This is a genomic window from Mangrovicoccus ximenensis (genome assembly GCF_003056725.1).
Lineage (GTDB): Bacteria > Pseudomonadota > Alphaproteobacteria > Rhodobacterales > Rhodobacteraceae > Mangrovicoccus > Mangrovicoccus ximenensis.
This window is the reverse complement of sequence record NZ_QBKZ01000024.1, coordinates 50,081-66,697: the sequence shown is the minus strand read 5'-3', so window position 1 is coordinate 66,697 and position 16,617 is coordinate 50,081. Positions and strand designations below refer to the sequence as shown.

Annotated in this window: 14 protein-coding genes and 1 pseudogene; 14 read left to right on the top strand and 1 reads right to left on the bottom strand. The window is 68.0% G+C overall.

Features of this window, described 5'->3' with window-relative positions:
• Positions 1–124 precede the first annotated feature (124 nt).
• From C7T91_RS26265 to C7T91_RS37065, 10 genes and pseudogenes are all read left to right on the top strand, one after another.
• On the top strand, positions 125–3,748 hold the full coding sequence (locus C7T91_RS26265) for a vitamin B12-dependent ribonucleotide reductase (RefSeq protein WP_108262681.1): 3,624 nt from the start codon (positions 125–127) through the stop codon (positions 3,746–3,748).
• 54 nt (positions 3,749–3,802) lie between these two features.
• Entirely contained in the window at positions 3,803–4,156 is a 354-nt protein-coding gene (locus C7T91_RS26260) for a hypothetical protein (protein ID WP_145963026.1), read from the top strand.
• On the top strand, positions 4,156–4,854 hold the full coding sequence (locus C7T91_RS26255; protein ID WP_108262677.1) for a creatininase family protein: 699 nt from the start codon (positions 4,156–4,158) through the stop codon (positions 4,852–4,854). Before C7T91_RS26260 ends, C7T91_RS26255 begins: the two co-directional genes overlap by 1 nt.
• Entirely contained in the window at positions 4,851–5,891 is a 1,041-nt protein-coding gene (locus tag C7T91_RS26250; protein WP_108262675.1) for a ketopantoate reductase family protein, read from the top strand. Before C7T91_RS26255 ends, C7T91_RS26250 begins: the two co-directional genes overlap by 4 nt.
• A gap of 221 nt (positions 5,892–6,112) precedes the next feature.
• Entirely contained in the window at positions 6,113–6,811 is a 699-nt protein-coding gene (locus C7T91_RS26245; protein ID WP_108262673.1) for an ABC transporter permease, read from the top strand.
• Positions 6,700–7,035, top strand: coding sequence for an ABC transporter permease (locus tag C7T91_RS38130; RefSeq protein WP_269102574.1), 336 nt, complete (start codon positions 6,700–6,702; stop codon positions 7,033–7,035). Before C7T91_RS26245 ends, C7T91_RS38130 begins: the two co-directional genes overlap by 112 nt.
• 3 nt (positions 7,036–7,038) lie before the next feature.
• A complete protein-coding gene (locus tag C7T91_RS26235) occupies positions 7,039–7,926 on the top strand; it encodes an ABC transporter permease (protein ID WP_108262669.1) in 888 nt (295 codons plus the stop codon).
• A gap of 45 nt (positions 7,927–7,971) precedes the next feature.
• Positions 7,972–9,528, top strand: a complete 1,557-nt coding sequence (locus C7T91_RS26230) for an ABC transporter substrate-binding protein (RefSeq protein WP_108262667.1) — start codon at positions 7,972–7,974, stop codon at positions 9,526–9,528.
• A gap of 66 nt (positions 9,529–9,594) precedes the next feature.
• A complete protein-coding gene (locus C7T91_RS26225) occupies positions 9,595–10,848 on the top strand; it encodes a metal-dependent hydrolase family protein (RefSeq protein ID WP_108262664.1) in 1,254 nt (417 codons plus the stop codon).
• Positions 10,845–11,702 (top strand): annotated as a pseudogene (locus tag C7T91_RS37065) (ABC transporter ATP-binding protein); the annotation flags it as partial. The gene C7T91_RS26225 and the pseudogene C7T91_RS37065, both read left to right, overlap by 4 nt.
• Here the strand turns inward: C7T91_RS37065 and C7T91_RS40475 are convergent.
• Positions 11,588–11,968 (bottom strand): DeoR family transcriptional regulator, encoded by a 381-nt coding sequence (locus C7T91_RS40475; protein ID WP_236638542.1) that lies wholly within the window; start codon positions 11,966–11,968, stop codon positions 11,588–11,590. The pseudogene C7T91_RS37065 and the gene C7T91_RS40475 overlap by 115 nt on opposite strands.
• Positions 11,969–12,155: 187 nt before the next feature.
• Between C7T91_RS40475 and phnD the strand changes: the two genes are divergently transcribed.
• The 4 genes from phnD to phnE (C7T91_RS26190) all read left to right on the top strand — a co-directional run bounded on the left by phnD (position 12,156) and on the right by phnE (C7T91_RS26190) (position 15,616).
• Positions 12,156–13,127, top strand: coding sequence for a phosphate/phosphite/phosphonate ABC transporter substrate-binding protein (gene phnD, locus C7T91_RS26205; protein WP_108262659.1), 972 nt, complete (start codon positions 12,156–12,158; stop codon positions 13,125–13,127).
• Between the two features lie 76 nt (positions 13,128–13,203).
• Positions 13,204–13,998: a phosphonate ABC transporter ATP-binding protein gene (gene phnC / locus C7T91_RS26200; protein WP_108262657.1), complete on the top strand. Its 795-nt coding sequence runs from the start codon at positions 13,204–13,206 to the stop codon at positions 13,996–13,998.
• A complete protein-coding gene (phnE, locus tag C7T91_RS26195) occupies positions 13,995–14,789 on the top strand; it encodes a phosphonate ABC transporter, permease protein PhnE (protein ID WP_108262655.1) in 795 nt (264 codons plus the stop codon). Before phnC ends, phnE (C7T91_RS26195) begins: the two co-directional genes overlap by 4 nt.
• On the top strand, positions 14,786–15,616 hold the full coding sequence (phnE, locus tag C7T91_RS26190; RefSeq protein ID WP_407943343.1) for a phosphonate ABC transporter, permease protein PhnE: 831 nt from the start codon (positions 14,786–14,788) through the stop codon (positions 15,614–15,616). Before phnE (C7T91_RS26195) ends, phnE (C7T91_RS26190) begins: the two co-directional genes overlap by 4 nt.
• Positions 15,617–16,617 lie beyond the last annotated feature (1,001 nt).

Here is a 16,617-nt window from a genome sequence, read left to right as displayed (position 1 = left end):
TTTCTATATCTTGTGGCCCTGCCAGGCCATGGGCCGGTGCCTTTGCTTCCGACGCACGCGACCAGACGGATGTCGGCCCTTCCGGGGCCCCGTGGAACCCGAGTGACGAGCTGCAGAGGCCCTGATGAAGATAGAGCGCAAGTTTACGACCGGAGCTGCCGAGGCCTATGCCGGGCTGGAATTCGCCCATGTCTCTTCCGAGATACGCAATCCCGATGGCACGGTTGTCTTCCGCCTCGACGAGGTCGAAGTGCCCGCAGGCTGGAGCCAGGTGGCCTCGGACGTGATCGCGCAGAAATACTTCCGCAGGGCGGGCATCGCGGCGAAGCTCAAGCGCGTGCCGGAGAAGGCGGTTCCGGACTGGCTGTGGCGCTCGGTCCCCGACCGCGCCGCGCTGGCCCAGCTCCCCGAGGAGGAGCGCCAAGGCGGCGAGACCTCGGCAAGGCAGGTCTTCGACCGGCTGGCGGGGGCCTGGACCTATTGGGGCTGGAAGGGCGGGTATTTCACCGCCGAAGAGGACGCCCGCGCCTATTTCGACGAGATGCGGCTGATGCTCGCCCGCCAGATGGCGGCGCCGAACAGTCCGCAATGGTTCAATACCGGCCTGCACTGGGCCTACGGGATCGACGGTCCCTCCCAGGGGCACCATTACGTCGATCCCTTCACCGGCAAGATGGTGAAGTCGAAATCGGCCTATGAACATCCGCAACCCCATGCCTGCTTCATCCAGAGCGTCTCGGACGACCTGGTGAACGAGGGCGGCATCATGGATCTCTGGGTCCGCGAGGCACGCCTGTTCAAGTACGGCTCGGGGACGGGCACGAACTTTTCAAGCCTCCGGGCCGAGGGCGAAGCTCTCTCCGGGGGGGGCAAGAGCTCCGGTCTGATGGGGTTCCTGAAGATCGGCGATCGGGCAGCGGGCGCGATCAAGTCGGGCGGCACGACCCGGCGCGCGGCCAAGATGGTGATCTGCGACGCGGATCACCCGGATATCGAGGACTTCATCAACTGGAAGGTGAAGGAAGAGCAAAAGGTGGCGAGCCTGGTTGCAGGCTCCAAGATGCACGAGATGCATCTCAACCAGATCTTCGCCGGAATTGCCCGGTGGGACGGCAGCATCGCCGATGCCGCCGATCCGGCGAAGAACGATGCTCTGAGACAGGCGATCCGCGCCGCCAAGAAGGCGATGATCCCCGAGACCTATGTCAACCGCGTGCTCCAGTACGCGCGGCAGGGCTACACCTCGATCGAGTTTCCGACCTACGACACCGACTGGGACAGCGAAGCCTATGCCTCGGTGGCCGGGCAGAACTCCAACAACTCGGTCAGGGTGACGGATGCCTTCCTCGCGGCGGTGCGCGATGACGCGGACTGGGCGCTCTTGCGCCGCACGGACGGCAAGGTCGCCAAGACGGTCAGGGCGCGCGACCTGTGGGAGCAGATCGGCCATGCCGCCTGGGCCTGCGCCGATCCGGGCATCCAGTACCATGACACGGTTAATGCCTGGCATACCTGCCCGGAGGACGGAGAGATCCGCGGCTCCAACCCGTGCTCGGAATACATGTTCCTCGATGACACGGCCTGCAACCTCGCCTCGCTGAACCTGCTGGCCTTCTACCGGGAGGGGGAGTTCCGCGCGCAGGAGTTCATGCACGCCGCCCGGCTCTGGACGGTGACGCTTGAGATCAGCGTGATGATGGCGCAGTTCCCCTCGGAGCAGATCGCCCGCCGGTCCTACGAGTTCCGCACGCTGGGGCTGGGCTATGCCAATATCGGCGGGCTGCTGATGACCATGGGCCATGGCTACGACTCGCGAGAGGGGCGGGCGCTCTGCGGGGCTGTCACGGCGCTGATGACGGGGACGGCCTATGCCACCTCGGCCGAGATGGCGGCGGAGCTGGGCGCCTTTGCGGGATACGAGCGGAACGCCCGGCACATGCTGCGGGTGATCCGAAACCACAGCCTTGCGGCTCAGGGGGCGGAGATCGGCTATGAGGGGCTGGCGGTGAAGCCGATGCCGCTCGACCGGCGCAACTGTCCCGATCCCGACCTGCCGCATCTGGCGGCGGCGGCCTGGGACGAGGCGCTGCGGCTGGGGCAGAAGCACGGCTACCGCAATGCCCAGGCGACGGTGATCGCGCCCACGGGGACGATCGGCCTTGTCATGGATTGCGACACGACGGGGATCGAGCCCGATTTCGCGCTGGTGAAGTTCAAGAAGCTCGCGGGCGGGGGGTATTTCAAGATCATCAACCGCGCGGTGCCGAAGGCGCTGGAGCGGCTGGGCTACACGGCGGAGCAGATCGCGGAGATCACGGGATACGCGGTGGGGCGCGGGTCGCTTGCCGAGGCGCCGGGGATCGACCACAGGGCGCTGGTCGGCCATGGCTTCGGCAAGGGGGAGATCGCCAAGATCGAGAAGGCGCTGGGCTCGGCCTTCGACATCCGTTTCGTGTTCAACCAATGGACGCTGGGAGAGGAATTCTGCACCGGGGTGCTGGGCATTCCCGCGGCGAAGATGGCGGACCCGACCTTCGACATGCTGGCGCATCTGGGCTTCACCAGGCGGCAGATCGAGGCGGCCAATGACCATGTGGTGGGGACGATGACGCTGGAGGGTGCGCCGCACCTGAAGCCGGGGCATCTGGCGGTGTTCGACTGCGCCAATCCCTGCGGCAAGACCGGACGGCGCTACCTGTCGGTGGAGAGCCATATCTCGATGATGGCGGCGGCGCAGAGCTTCATCTCGGGGGCGATCTCCAAGACGGTCAACATGCCGAACGATGCCACCATCGAGGATTGCCTGCGGGCCTACGAGCAGAGCTGGGCGCTGGGCGTGAAGGCGAATGCGCTCTACCGCGACGGCTCGAAGCTGAGCCAGCCGCTGGCGGCCGCGCTGGTGGAGGACGACGACGCGGCGGCGGAGCTGCTCGAGACCGGCAATCCGCAGGAAAAGGCCGCCGTGCTGGCGGAGAAGATCGTCGAGAAGATCATCGTCAAGGAGGTCCGGGCCGGGCGCGAAAGGCTCCCCGAGCGGCGCAAGGGCTATACCCAGAAGGCAATCATCGGCGGCCACAAGGTCTATCTGCGCACAGGCGAGTACCGCGACGGCAGTTTGGGAGAGATCTTCATCGACATGCACAAGGAAGGGGCGGGCTTCCGGGCGATGATGAACAACTTCGCCATCGCCGTCTCGGTCGGGCTGCAATACGGGGTGCCGCTGGAGGAATTTGTCGATGCCTTCACCTTCACCCGCTTCGAGCCCGCGGGGATGGTGCAGGGCAACGACTCGATCAAGAACGCGACCTCGATCCTCGACTACATCTTCCGCGAGCTGGCGGTGAGCTATCTCGACCGCACCGACCTGGCGCATGTCCAGCCCGAAGGCACCAGCTTCGACACGCTGGGGGGCGGGGTCTCGGAAAGCGCGTCGAACGTGAAGCCCGCCGGCGAAACCGCGGCGTCGAAATCGCTGCAGGTGCTGAAGCAGATCAGTTCCTCGGGCTATCTCAGGAACCGGCTGCCGCAGGATTTGGTGCAGGGAAGCGACGCGCTGGGCTTCGAGACCGTGTTCGACCTGCAGGCCACGGCCGCGATTGCCGCCCCGGCGGCGATGGATGCGCGGATGAAGGCGCGGATGCAGGGCTACGAGGGCGATCCCTGCGGCGATTGCGGCAACTACACGCTGGTCAGGAACGGCACCTGCATGAAGTGCAACACCTGCGGCGGCACCTCGGGCTGCAGCTGACGGAAGAGGCCCCGGGTCAGGCCCGGGGCGGGACGGTTCCCGGGGCGTGTGTGGATGCCCCCTGTTTGGCAAGTGGAGCCGGGCGCGCGCGTCGTCCTGGTGTCCACCAAGCCGCAGCTGGTGCTGCAGATGCGCGCCGAGGCGCTGCGCTTCCTGCCGCATGTCGAGATCCTGCAATCGCTGACGCTGGACGACCCGCAGCTCGGCACGGCGCTGGCCGAGGCGCAGGTGATCATCCATGCCGCGCGCGCCGGGCAGGTGCGCGACGGGCTGCGCCCGGACCAGAGCGCCATCGAATACCGCTACACGCCCGATCTGGGCGTGCTGCGCAAGGACATCCTGCCGCGGATCGAGGCGCTGCGCGCCCGGCGGACAGGCCGTGAAACACCAGGTGAAGGACACGAGTGATGCTGATTTCCCAGATGAACTGGATGCAGGCAGAGGCGCATCTGGCCCGCGACGACCGGGCGGTGCTGCCCTTGGGGAGCACCGAGCAGCATGCCTATCTGAGCCTGTCGGTCGATGCGATCCTGGCGGGCAAGATGGCGGAGGAGGCGGCCGGGCCCTCCGGCGCGGCGGTCTGGCCGGTGCTGCCTTACGGCCTCACCCCCTATTTCGCGGCCTATCCGGGCACGGTGACGCTGGGGCTCGAGACTTATGCGCGGCTGATCCGCGATATCCTGGAAAGCCTCTACCGGGCGGGCGCGCGGCGGATCGTGCTGGTCAACGGCCATGGCGGCAACAATCCGGGCCAGACGGCGGCGATGGAATGGCTGGCCGGACGGCCGGACGCGCAGGTGCGCTGGCACAACTGGTGGGCTGCGCCCGGAACCATGGCGACGGTGAAGGCGATCGACCCGGTCGCTTCGCATGCCTCCTGGATGGAGAACTTCCCCTGGACGCGGCTCGCGGGCGTCGAGATGCCCGCCGAGCAGAAGCCGATGGTCGATGTCGAGGCGCTGAAATCGCGCGATCCGGTCTCGGCGCGCATCCTTCTGGGCGACGGCAATTACGGCGGGTTCTACCAGCGCAGCGATGACGAGATGGCGCGCGTCTGGGCGGCGGGCGTTGCCGAAACCCGCAAGGTGATCGAGGATTGGGCATGAGCGCGCCGGTCCTGATCTGGGGCGCGGGCGCCATCGGCGGCATTCTCGGCGCCTATCTCGCGCGCGCGGGCCATGACGTGCTCCTCGTCGATGCCGATGCGGATCACGTCGCGGCGATGAACCGCGACGGGCTGGCGGTCGAGGGGCCGGTGGACAGTTTCACGGTTCCGGTCCGCGCGGCCCTTCCGGACGAGGTCGAGGGGCGCTTCGATCTGGCCTTCCTCTGCGTGAAGGGCCCGCAGACCGAGGCCGCGGCCGGGCAGCTTGCCCGCGTGCTGGCGCCGGACGGCGCCGTGGTTTCGGCGCAGAACGGGCTGTTCGAGCCGTGGCTGGAACGGATTTTCGGGCAGGGCCGGGTGATCGGCTGTTTCGTCAACTACGCAGGCGACTACATCGCGCCCGGCCGGCTGCTCTTCGGCAACCGCGGCAAAATCGCGGTGGGCGAGCTCGGCGGCGCCCTGACGCCGCGGCTGGTGCGGGTGCGCGACCTGTTCGCCGTGCTCGACCCGGAGGCCGAGGCCAGCCCGCGGGTGATGGACTATCTCTGGGGCAAGATGGGCTATGGCGCGATGCTCTTCGCCACGGCGCTGACCCCGGCCTCGATGTCCGACAATTTCGCCCATCCCGGCTATCGCGAGGTCTTCGCCGGCGTTGCGCGTGAGGTGATGGCGGTGGCGCTGGCCGCGGGGGCCCGGCCGCTCGGCTTCAACGGCTATGATCCGGCGGCCTACATGCCGGGCGCGCCGCCGGAGGCGGCGGAGGCCTCGCTCGATGCGCTCGTCGCCTTCAACCGTGCCACGGCCAAGACCCATTCCGGCATCTGGCGCGACATCGCGGTGCGCAAGCGGCGGACCGAGGTCGATTTCCAGGTCGGCGCCGTGGTGGCGGAGGCCGAACGGCTGGGCGTCGATGTTCCACTCTGCCGCGCGCTGACGGCGCTGATCCGCGAGCTGGAGGCTGGTCGGCCGCAGGGCTGGGACGTGCTGGAGGAGCTGGCCGGTTATCTTCCCGCAGTACATCGTTCCACCGGGGCATAACAGACCATCCCGGCACCCCATAACCTTGCCCTATGGGGTGCCCGGAAATCCGTATGACACAGCCGTATGCTTTGCCGCTAGGCTGAGGGCATCCGGGCGGCTGAGGGCGCCGAGGCGCTCCTTGTGACCTGTCCGGGCAGAACAAGCCGATGAGCTGAAATCCACAGCCTGCCCCCGCCGGGGCGGACAGGAGACGTCATGCCGCAAGGATCCTTGCCCCGATGCTGAACTATGTTGCCGGCCGTCTTGCCGCCATCGCGGCGCTTGCCTTCGGGATCAGCGGGCTCGTCTTCCTGATGCTGCGGCTGATCCCCGGAGACCCGGTCATGGCGCTCCTGGGCACGCAGGCCGCGAATCCGGAGGTGGTCGAGCGGCTGCGCCGGCAGCTCGGTCTCGACGAACCGATGGCCACGCAGTACCTGACCTGGCTCGGCAATCTCCTGCGCGGCGATTTCGGCTATTCCTACGGCCAGCAGCGCCCGGTCGCCGAGCTGATTGCCGCGAACTTCCCGGCCACGCTGCAGCTGACGGTCTGCGCGCTGTTTCTCTCGGTGCTGCTCGGCCTCGCCATCGGCATCACCGCCGCGCTGAAGCGTAACCGCGCCGCCGACACGCTGGGCATGGGGCTGGCGCTGGCGCTGATGTCGATCCCGAGCTTCTGGCTCGGCCTCCTGCTGATCCTGCTTTTCGCCGTGACCTGGCCGATCTTCGACGTGGTCGGCGGCACCGGCTTCAAGGGCGTGGTGCTTCCGGCGGTCACGTGGCGCTCGGCACGGTCGGGTTCAACGCCCGCTTCATCCGCTCCTCGGTGCTTTCGGCGCAGACGCAGAAGCATGTCATCACGGCCCGCGCCAAGGGGCTGGGCCGTGCCACCGTCTTCCTGCGCCATGTGCTGCGCAATTCGCTTCTGCCGATCCTGACGGTCGTGGGCATCCAGGTGGGCAACCTGCTCTCGGGCACGGTGGTGGTCGAGACCGTCTTCTCCCGCCCCGGGCTGGGGCGGCTGCTGGTCGATGCGATCCTGTCGAAGGACTACCTGACCGTGCAGGCGGTGGTGCTGATCATCGCCGTCATCTATGCCGGCGCCAATTTTCTGGTCGATCTCTGCTATCCGCTCTTCGACCCCCGGATCGCGAGGCGCTGATCCATGGCGATTGCCGAAACGCTCCCCTCTGACGACAGCGGCCTCGCCGCGAAGACCCCGCTCGCGGTCTCTGTCCTGCGCGCCTTCCGCCATCGCTCGCTGGCGGCCGGAACGCTGATCTGCGTGATCCTCGCGGCTCTGGTGATCTGCGCGCCGCTGCTGACCGGCTACGACCCCGCAAGGCAGAGCGCGATGGAGACCTTCCAGCCGCCGTCCTGGACCCATCCGATGGGCACCGATGCCTTCGGCCGGGACATGATGGCCCGCGTCCTCTACGGCGGGCGCGTCACCATGGCGGCAAGCCTTGCCGTCGTCGTCATGGGGGCCATTGCGGGCACGGTGCTGGGGCTTGTCGCAGGCTATGCCGGCGGCGCCACGGGCTTCGCGATCATGCGGCTCGTCGATCTGCTGCTTGCCTTCCCCGGCATCCTGCTGGCGCTGGCGATCACCGCGATCCTCGGTCCCGGGCTGATCAACGGCATCATCGCCATCTCGATCATCCTCGTGCCGGTCTATGCCCGCCTGGTCGAGGGCGCCACGCGCGAGATCCGCAGCCTGCCCTTCGTCGATGCCGCCATCGTGCTGGGCGCCGGTCCGGTCCGCGTCATGCTCACCCATATCCTGCCGAACGTCATGAGCTCGGTCATCGTGATGACCACCACCTGGCTCGGCGTCGCGGCGCTGTGGATCACCGCGCTCGGCTTCATCGGGCTCGGCGTTCAGCCGCCGCAGCCGGAATGGGGCGCGATCCTCAATGACGGGCAGATGTTCCTGACGCTGGCCTGGTGGATGACCGTCTTTCCCGGCGTCTTCCTCAGCCTCTTCATCATCGGGGTGAACCTTTTGGGCGACGGGCTCAGGGACGTGCTCGACCCGACCATCGCCGACTGAATTCCGAGGGGCGCCAAGACCCCCAACCAACAGTGGAGTATTGAGATGACTGCAAGACGACTTCCCGCCGTTCTGACGGCGCTCGGCCTCTGCCTTGCGGGCACCGCCCAGGCGCAGGAGCTGGTCGTGGGCTGGGCCGAGACCAACGACACGCTGAACCCGGTCACCACCGGCAAGCGCAATGTCGGCCCGATCCTGTCGAACATCTTCGACACGCTCGTGTGGATCTCGCCGGACTTCGAGGTGGAACCGCTTCTGGCGACCAGCTGGACGGTCTCCGATGAAGGGCTGACCTATGTGTTCCAGCTGCGCCAGGACGTGACCTTCCATGACGGCACGCGCTTCGATGCCGCCGCCGTGGTCGCCAATATCGACTACATCACCGGCGAAGACACCCAGTCGAAGATCTCGCTCGGCCTGCTCGGGCCTTGCGGCCACGCCGAGGCGACCGGCGACTTCGAGGTGACCTTCACCTGCGACGAGATCTATGCGCCGCTTCTGGCGCAGATGGGCGAACCCTATCTCGGCATGCAATCGCCCGCTGCCATCGAGGAATACGGGCCCGAGCTTGGCCAGAACCCGGTCGGCACCGGCCCGTTCAAATTCGTTTCCTGGACCCCGAGCCAGAGCATCGTTCTGGAGAAGAACCCGGATTACAACTGGATGGCGGCCTCGCTCGGCCATGAGGGACCGGCGGCGATCGACAGGATCACCTTCCAGATCGTGCCGAACCCGCAGAGCCGCGTGCAGCAGTTCCAGTCCGGCCAGAGCCAGGTCATGCAGCAGACTCCCGGCCTCTACTGGAAGTCCCTGACCGCGACCGGGCGCTACACCGAGCTGCCCGTGGAGATCAGCGGCCTCGGCATCTTCGCCCCGATCAACGCCTCGCTCTTCCCGACCGACGACATCCTGGTGCGCAAGGCGATCATGTATGCGGTCGACCAGACCGCGCTGATCCAGCTGGCCGAGGCCGGTGTCTATCCGCCGAGCTACACGCCGCTGTCGGTGGGGATGCTGGGCCATGACGAGGACGCCGCAGGCAAATACCCCTATGATCCCGAGAAGGCGATGAGCCTGCTCGAAGAGGCCGGATGGACCCGCGAGGGAGAGATCTGGGAGAAGGACGGCCAACCGCTGACCGTCAAGATCACCGCGATCTCGGGCAAGGCGCATTACATGGCGCAGGCGCAGGCGATCCAGGGCTTCCTGTCGGAAATCGGCTTCGACGCGCAATTCGAGGCGCTGAACGCCCCTGCCTGGCTCGACCTCAACATCGACGGCGGCTCCACGCTGACGCCGTCGCAGTATATCGGCGTCGACCCCGATGCGCTGCATTTCTGGTTCCTGCCCGACCAGTATTTCAACTGGAGCCACTGGAGCGATGACGCGCTGACCGACCTGATCTACCAGGGCCGCTCCGAGCTGGACCCGGCCAAGCGCGAGGCGATCTACCAGCAGGTCCAGGACATCCTGCTCGACAACGCGGTGATCCTGCCGATCCGCCAGAACCTCGACCTGACGCTGGCCGACAAGTCCGTCACCGGCATCACCTGGTCGGGCGGCGGCTTCCAGTATTTCGGCGCGGCCGCCATCGCCGAGTGACCATGATCCCGGCCGGTCCCCGCTGCGGGGCCGGTCCGACAAGACGACCCGAGGCAGGAGTTCCCCATGTCCCATTTCCTGAAGGCCGCGCAGCTGATCGACGGCACGGGCCACGCGCCGCTGCGCGATCCGCTGGTCGAGATCGCGGGCGGCCGCATCCTCTCCGTCCGGCAGGGCCCGGCGCCCGAGGGCGCGAAGGTGCAGGAGTTTCCCGGCGGCACCATCCTGCCCGGGCTGATCGAGACCCATTCCCACCTGAACCTGCCCGGCAACGGGCTGACGCTGGAAGAGGCGATGCGCGAGGGGCCCGAGGTGATGCTGGCCACCGCCATGGGCAACGCCGCCACCGCGCTGCGCGCGGGGATCACCACGATCCGCGATCTCGGCGCCTTCGGCACCACGTCGATCTCGGCGCGGCGTGCCATCGAGCTGGGCTATGCCGAGGGCGCGCGGATCATGGCCTGCGGCCAGCCGATCACCATCACCGGCGGCCATACCTGGTACATGGGCGGCGAGGCGGATGGCGAGGACGGGCTGCGCCTGAAGGTGCGGCAGATGATCAAGGATGGCGCCGATTTCATCAAGGTGATGGGGTCGGGCGGCGGCACTCTGGGCACCATGGCCTGGCGCCCGGCCTACAGCTTGCCGGAGATGCAGGCCATCGTCGGCGAGAGCCATCGCAACGGCCGCATGGTCACCGTGCATTGCCTCTGCGCCGAGGCCATCGACATCGCGATCACCGCGGGCGTCGACCAGATCGAGCATGCGGGCTTCATCACCGGGCCGGGCACGCAGAGCTATGACCCGGCCGTTGCCGACCGGCTGGCGGCCTCGGGCATTCCGGTCACCTCGACGCTGGCGGTCTGCGGCACGATCCTGAACGCGCTGCGCGCGCTGGAAAGCCCGCGGCCCGACCAGGTGGCCTTCCTCGACCGCTGGGTGAAGACGCTGGCGATGAACATGGATCACGGCCGCAAGCTGCGCGAGGCCGGCGTGCGCTTCGTCGCCGGGACCGATGCCGGCTGGCGCTACACCTCCTTCGACAGCCTCGTGCAGGAGCTGGAACTGCTTGAGCAGATCGGCATGAGCCGCGGCGAGGCGATCCATGCCGCCACCGGCTTCGCGGCGGAAGCGATCCATCTCGACGGGCGGGGGACTCTCGCCGAGGGCATGGCCGCCGACATCCTCGTCAGCCCCGGCGATCCGCTCGCCGATCTCGACGCGCTGCGCGACCTGAGCCTCATCCTCAAGGACGGCGTGTCCGTCATGCCTGCGGGCCGCGCCGCGATGAACCCGGTCGCGGCGAGCTGCCCGGCATGACGGCGGCCCCGGTCCTCTCGGTGCGCAATCTCGCCACCCATTTCGACACGCCGAAGGGCACGGTCCGTGCGGTCGACGGGGTCAGCTTCGACGTGCCCGAGGGCCGCACCGTCGGCATTGTCGGCGAGAGCGGCTCGGGCAAGTCCGTCACCTCGCTGTCGGTCATGGGGCTGATCGACCCGCCGGGGCGCATCGCGGGCGGCGAGATCCTGTTCCGTGGCCGCGACCTGGCGCTGCTCTCCGAGCGCGAGCGGCAGGCCCTGCGCGGCCAGGCGCTCTGCCTGGTCTTCCAGGACCCGATGGCGGCGCTGAACCCGGTCTACCGCATCGGGCGGCAGGTGGAGGAGACCATCCTCGCCCACCATTCGATCCCCCGCCGCGAGGCCGCCGCCCGCGCGGTGGAACTCCTGCGCATGGTCGGCATTCCCGATCCGGAGGTGCGGGCGCGCGAATTCCCCCACAATCTCTCGGGCGGCATGCGCCAGCGCGTGACCATCGCCATGGCCATGGCGAACAAGCCGGACCTCCTGATCCTCGACGAGCCGACCACCGCGCTCGACGTCACCATCCAGGCGCAGATCCTCGACCTCGTGCGCGGGCTGACGGGGACCACCGTCATGCTGATCACCCATGATATCGGCGTGGTCCGCGAGATGTGCGACGAGGTCGTCGTCATGTATGGCGGAAGGATCATGGAGCATGGACCCGTCGCCGAGATCACCCGCCGCCCGCGCCATCCCTATACCGCCGGGCTTCTCGCCTCGCTGCCTTCGGGCCGGATGCGCGGCCAGCGGCTGCAGCCGGTCGCCGGGTCGGTGCCGAGCCCGCATGCCATGCCTCCCGGCTGTCCCTTTGCGCCGCGCTGCCCGAAAGCGATGTCGCGCTGCGCCAGCGCGGCCGCCTGGCGGGCGATCTCGGCGCGTTCCTTCTGCCGGTCGCGGCTGCGCGCTTCCACGTCCGGCCGCTGTCCCGGCGCCACCGGGACCACGCCGCCGAAGGCCTTCGAGACCCGCCCCTCGGCCTCGAGTTCCGCAACGTCGCGCCGGATCGTCTCGGTCGCTACCCCGAAGTCCCGCGCCAGATCGCTGATCCGCAGATGCGATCTAAGCCGAAGCTCCATCAGTATTCTTTCGTGTCGATCGGCCTTGCGCAGGCGCTGGGTCGGGTCGGTCATCGGCAATCCTCCGGGCGGAGCCTGCCACAATATTGCGACAAATTTATTGCAGTGACCACTGATTAGTGCTGAGTATGTGGCAAGTGCCACAAATCTCTGAGGAGGGAGATGTGGCGCGAACGGAGGAAAAATCATGTTCGACACGACTTTCCGCGGCCTCGCCGCGGCATCTGCCATTGCCTTGCTTGCCGGAACGGCGCAGGCGCAGGACTGTCCGCGGGGCGATCTCGATCCGATGTATTGCGACGCCGACGGCGATCTGGTCGCTGACTCGCCCGCGGAGGGGCTGCAGGATCCGGGAACGTTGGTCTTTGCCTACACGCCGGTCGAGGATCCGGCGATCTATGCCGATATCTGGGAGCCGTTCATCTCGCATCTCGAGGACGTCACCGGCAAGAGCGTGAAGTTCTTCGCCGTGCAGTCGAATGCCGCCGAGGTCGAGGCGATGCGCTCGGGGCGCCTGCACATCGCCGGTTTCTCGACCGGCCCGACGCCCTTCGCGGTCAACCTGGCCGGGGCGGTGCCCTTCGCGATCATGGGATCCGACGAGGGCGAATTCGGCTACAAGCTCCAAGTCTATACCCGCAAGGACAGCGGCATCGAGACAATGGCGGACCTCGCGGGCAAGCGGATCGCGCATACCTCGCCGACCTCGAATTCCGGCAATCTCGCGCCTCGGGCGCTGTTTCCCAATCTGGGCGTGACCCCGGAGGAGGATTACGAGGTGGTCTATTCCGGCTCGCATGACCAGTCGATGCTGGGCGTCGTGGCCGGCGACTACGACGCCGCGCCGGTCGCCTCGGAAGTGGTTGACCGCATGGCCGAGCGCGGTCTCTACGATCCGGACGAGGTCAGGATCGTCTGGGAGTCGAAGCCGTTCCCGACCACTTCCTACACCTATGCCCACGACCTCGACCCGGCGCTGGTCGAGAAGATCAAGCAGGCCTTCTTCGAGTTCGACTTCTCCGGCACGGCGCTCGGGGAGGAGTTCTCCGGCGTGTCGAAATTCGTGCCGGTCACCTATCAGGAGGACTGGGCGGTGATCCGCGAGATCCAGGCCGCCAACGGCGTCAGCTACACGCCCGAGGGCCTCGCCGCCGAATGAGCGCCTCCCACCCGGGGCGGGCCGTCCAGGCCTGCCCGCCGCCCTGCGAAACCGGCCAGCGCGACGGAGCGACCGCATGCTGAAGATCACCGATCTCGTCAAACGATACGGCACCGGCGACCCGGTGCTGAAGAACCTCAACCTGACCATCGAGGGCGAGACCGTCGTCTCGGTGATCGGCTCCTCGGGGGCGGGCAAGAGCACGCTCCTGCGCTGCATCAACAAGCTGGTCGAGCCGAGCTCGGGCAGCATCGAGCTGAACGGCACCGAGCTGACCAGGCTGCGCGGCCGCCAGCTGCGCGAGGCACGGCGCAAGATCGGCATGGTGTTCCAGGGCTTCAACCTCGTCGACCGGCTGACGGTCATGGAAAACGTCCAGTCCGGACGGCTCGGCTACATCTCGACCTGGGCGGCGCTGGCGCGGCGCTATCCGCGCGAGGACATCCGCCGCGCCTACGAGCTGATGGAGCGGGTCGGCATCGCGCATTACGCCGACAAGCGCGCCGACGAGCTGTCGGGCGGCGAGCGCCAGCGCGTCGGCGTGGTGCGCGCGCTGATGCAGCGTCCCGAAATCCTGCTGGCGGACGAGCCGACCGCCTCGCTCGATCCCAAGACCTCCGAGCAGATCATGCAGCTGCTGCGAGACCTAGCGGGCGAGCTGAAGCTGCCGGTGCTGATCAATATCCACAATGTCGCCGAGGCCAGGACCTATACCGACCGCATCGTGGGCATGCGCTATGGCCGGATCATCTTCGACAGCGTGCCGGGCGACCTGACCGATGACGCGATGGAGGAGATCTATGCCGGCATCCCGTCGCAGGACCGCGCCCGGACCTCGGCCGCGCCGCTCGAAATGAAGGTGGCGACATGAGCGCCGCCTCCCGCGACCGCTGGCGCAAGCCGCGCATGATCCGCAACCCGGCGCTGCGATGGGCGCTCTGGCTGGCCGTCGCCGCCTATGTCATCGGCACGATCGCCACGCTGCCGGTCAACTGGCCGCGCGTGGCCGAGGGCTTCGGCCGCGCCGCGCAGATCTTCGGCGGCGCCTTCCCGCCCAGCTTCGAGCGCAGCGGGCTGCTGATCGACGGGTTTCTGGAAAGCCTGAAGATCGCCATCCTGGCCACCGTCGGCGGCGTGCTGCTGTCGATTCCGATCGCCTTCATGGCCGCGCGCAACATTGCGCCGCTGCCGGTCTTCTATCTCGGCCGGGCGCTGATCATCGTGGCGCGCAGCTTCCACCCGGTGATCGTGGCGATCCTCTTCGTCAAGGCGGTGGGCTTCGGGCCGCTTGCCGGGGTGCTGACGCTGATCGTCTATTCGGTCGGCTTCGTCGCCAAGATGCTGGCCGAACGCATCGAAGAGATCGACTTCGGCCAGGTCGAGGCGCTGCGGGCCGCCGGGGCGCCAACGCTGTCGGTGCTGGTCTACGCGATCTTCCCCCAGATCCTGCCGCGCCAGATCGGCCTGTCGATCTACCAGCTCGACAGCAACCTGCGCGCCTCCGCGATGATCGGCATCGTCGGGGCAGGCGGGATCGGCGCCACCCTGGCCAATGCCTTCGGCCGCTACGACTACGACTTCGCCCTTGCCATCACCATCATCATCGTCGGCGCGATCCTCGTCAGCGAGGCGATCAGCGGACAGATCAGGAAGCGGATATGAGCGATCAGGGCATGATGCCGGGCACGCCGCTGCGCGAGGCCTTTCCCGAGGACTGGCACCGCTTCACGCCGCGCCAGCGCATGGCGCGCTATCTCGGCCTTCTCTGCGCGGCCCTCGCAGTCGGCTGGTCGATCACTTCGATCGACGTGATCTGGGAATGGGTCTGGGATGCCCCGGCGCAGATGGGCGATCTCTTCGGCCGCATGGTGCCGCCGGATACCGCCAATCTCGCCACCATCCTCCGGGTGCTGTGGGAGACCGTGAACATCGCGACCATCGCGACGCTCTTCGCGGTCCTCGTGTCGCTGCCGGTGGCTTGGATGGCGGCGCAGAACACCACGCCGAACCGGGCCACGCTGTGGCTCGGCCGGATCATCCTCGTGTCGTCCCGCTCCATCAACACGATCATCTGGGCGCTGCTGTTCGTGGCGATCTTCGGGCCGGGCATCGTGGCGGGCATCGCCGCGATCATGCTGCGCTCGGTGGGCTTCGTCGGCAAGCTGCTCGGCGAGGCGATCGAGGAGATCGACACCCGCCCGGTCGAGGCGCTGGAAGCGACGGGGGCCTCCCGCGCCAAGGTGATCCTCTACGCGATCGTGCCGCAGGTCATGCCGACCTTCTGGGCGGTGGCGATCCTGCGCTGGGACATCAATCTGCGCGAATCCACCGTGCTGGGGCTGGTCGGCGCCGGCGGGATCGGCATCATCCTGCAATCGGCAATCGACACGTTCAAATGGCAGGAGGCGGCGACGGTGCTGCTGTGCATCCTCGGCCTGGTCCTGCTGGGCGAGATCATCTCGGCCTGGCTGCGGCGGCGCATCCTGTGATGCGGGCGGCACCGGGGCCCGGGGCGGGGGCGCAGCTGCCGCGGCTGCCGGACGAGCCAGTCCCGGCGCGGCCCTCCGGGCAAGGCGGCCGTTTCGGTCCCGAGGCTCTGCTCCGCGGCGGTCTCGAAATGTCAGGGCCAAGCTTTGCCGGCACGGTCCGTGACCGGCCGGGCGCCAGGGCGGGCGGCACGGGGCGCGGCAAGGTCATCCACATTTGATCGGGGGGGGCCGGGGCGTTTGCCCATCCGGCACCGTCCGTTCCGTCACTGCCGGAGCCATGCGGGCCGATCCGGACTGGGGGCGTGCCGAAATGCGCGCCCGCCCTGGCTGGTTCGCGGGGATGGCTGATGAAGCTCCGCTCCGCGACCGTTCGATGGGCAGGTGCGGAGCCGGTTGGAGCAGGCGGAGCCGGCCGGCGGCCGGGGCCTGTCTGGCGCTCCGGACCGCCTCTGCCCGGATATCCTCGTCTTTTGGCGACTGGTGGTCCGCTGCTTGGTCGGGATGCTGCTCCCGCATGGCGTGCCGGGGCACGCCGGACACGGCCTTCCGCCGCAAGGCCATGGCAAGCTGTGCATGCTCTCGGCCCGTGATCCGGTCGGGGACCGGGCCGCTGCCTCCCGCGGGACTGGTGCGTGTCCGGCGGCTGGCGTTCCAGCCGCACGGCCATGAGGATCGCCCCGCTAGCTGGACATGGGAAGGATGCCGCTGTCCGGCGGGCGTGGACTGGCGGCCCCGCGATGCCATCGGTTCCTGTGCGGCGCCCCGGCCCGGAGCGGGCCGCCCGGCTTGCCGTTCCGGATCTGGACGGCGCGGAGAGGCCGCTTCGGGCATCGTGCCGTGCGAGGCTCCTTGGCTGGGCGCTTTCCGTCAGTCTTGCCTCCGAGAAGCGGAGGCCGCAACTTGCCTTGCGCCGGAGCTGCGGCCAGCCCCTGCCGTCTGAGTGGATTTGCACTTGCATTCCGGGACCTGACGGATTGCGGAACGGGTTGGACTGCGCGGCA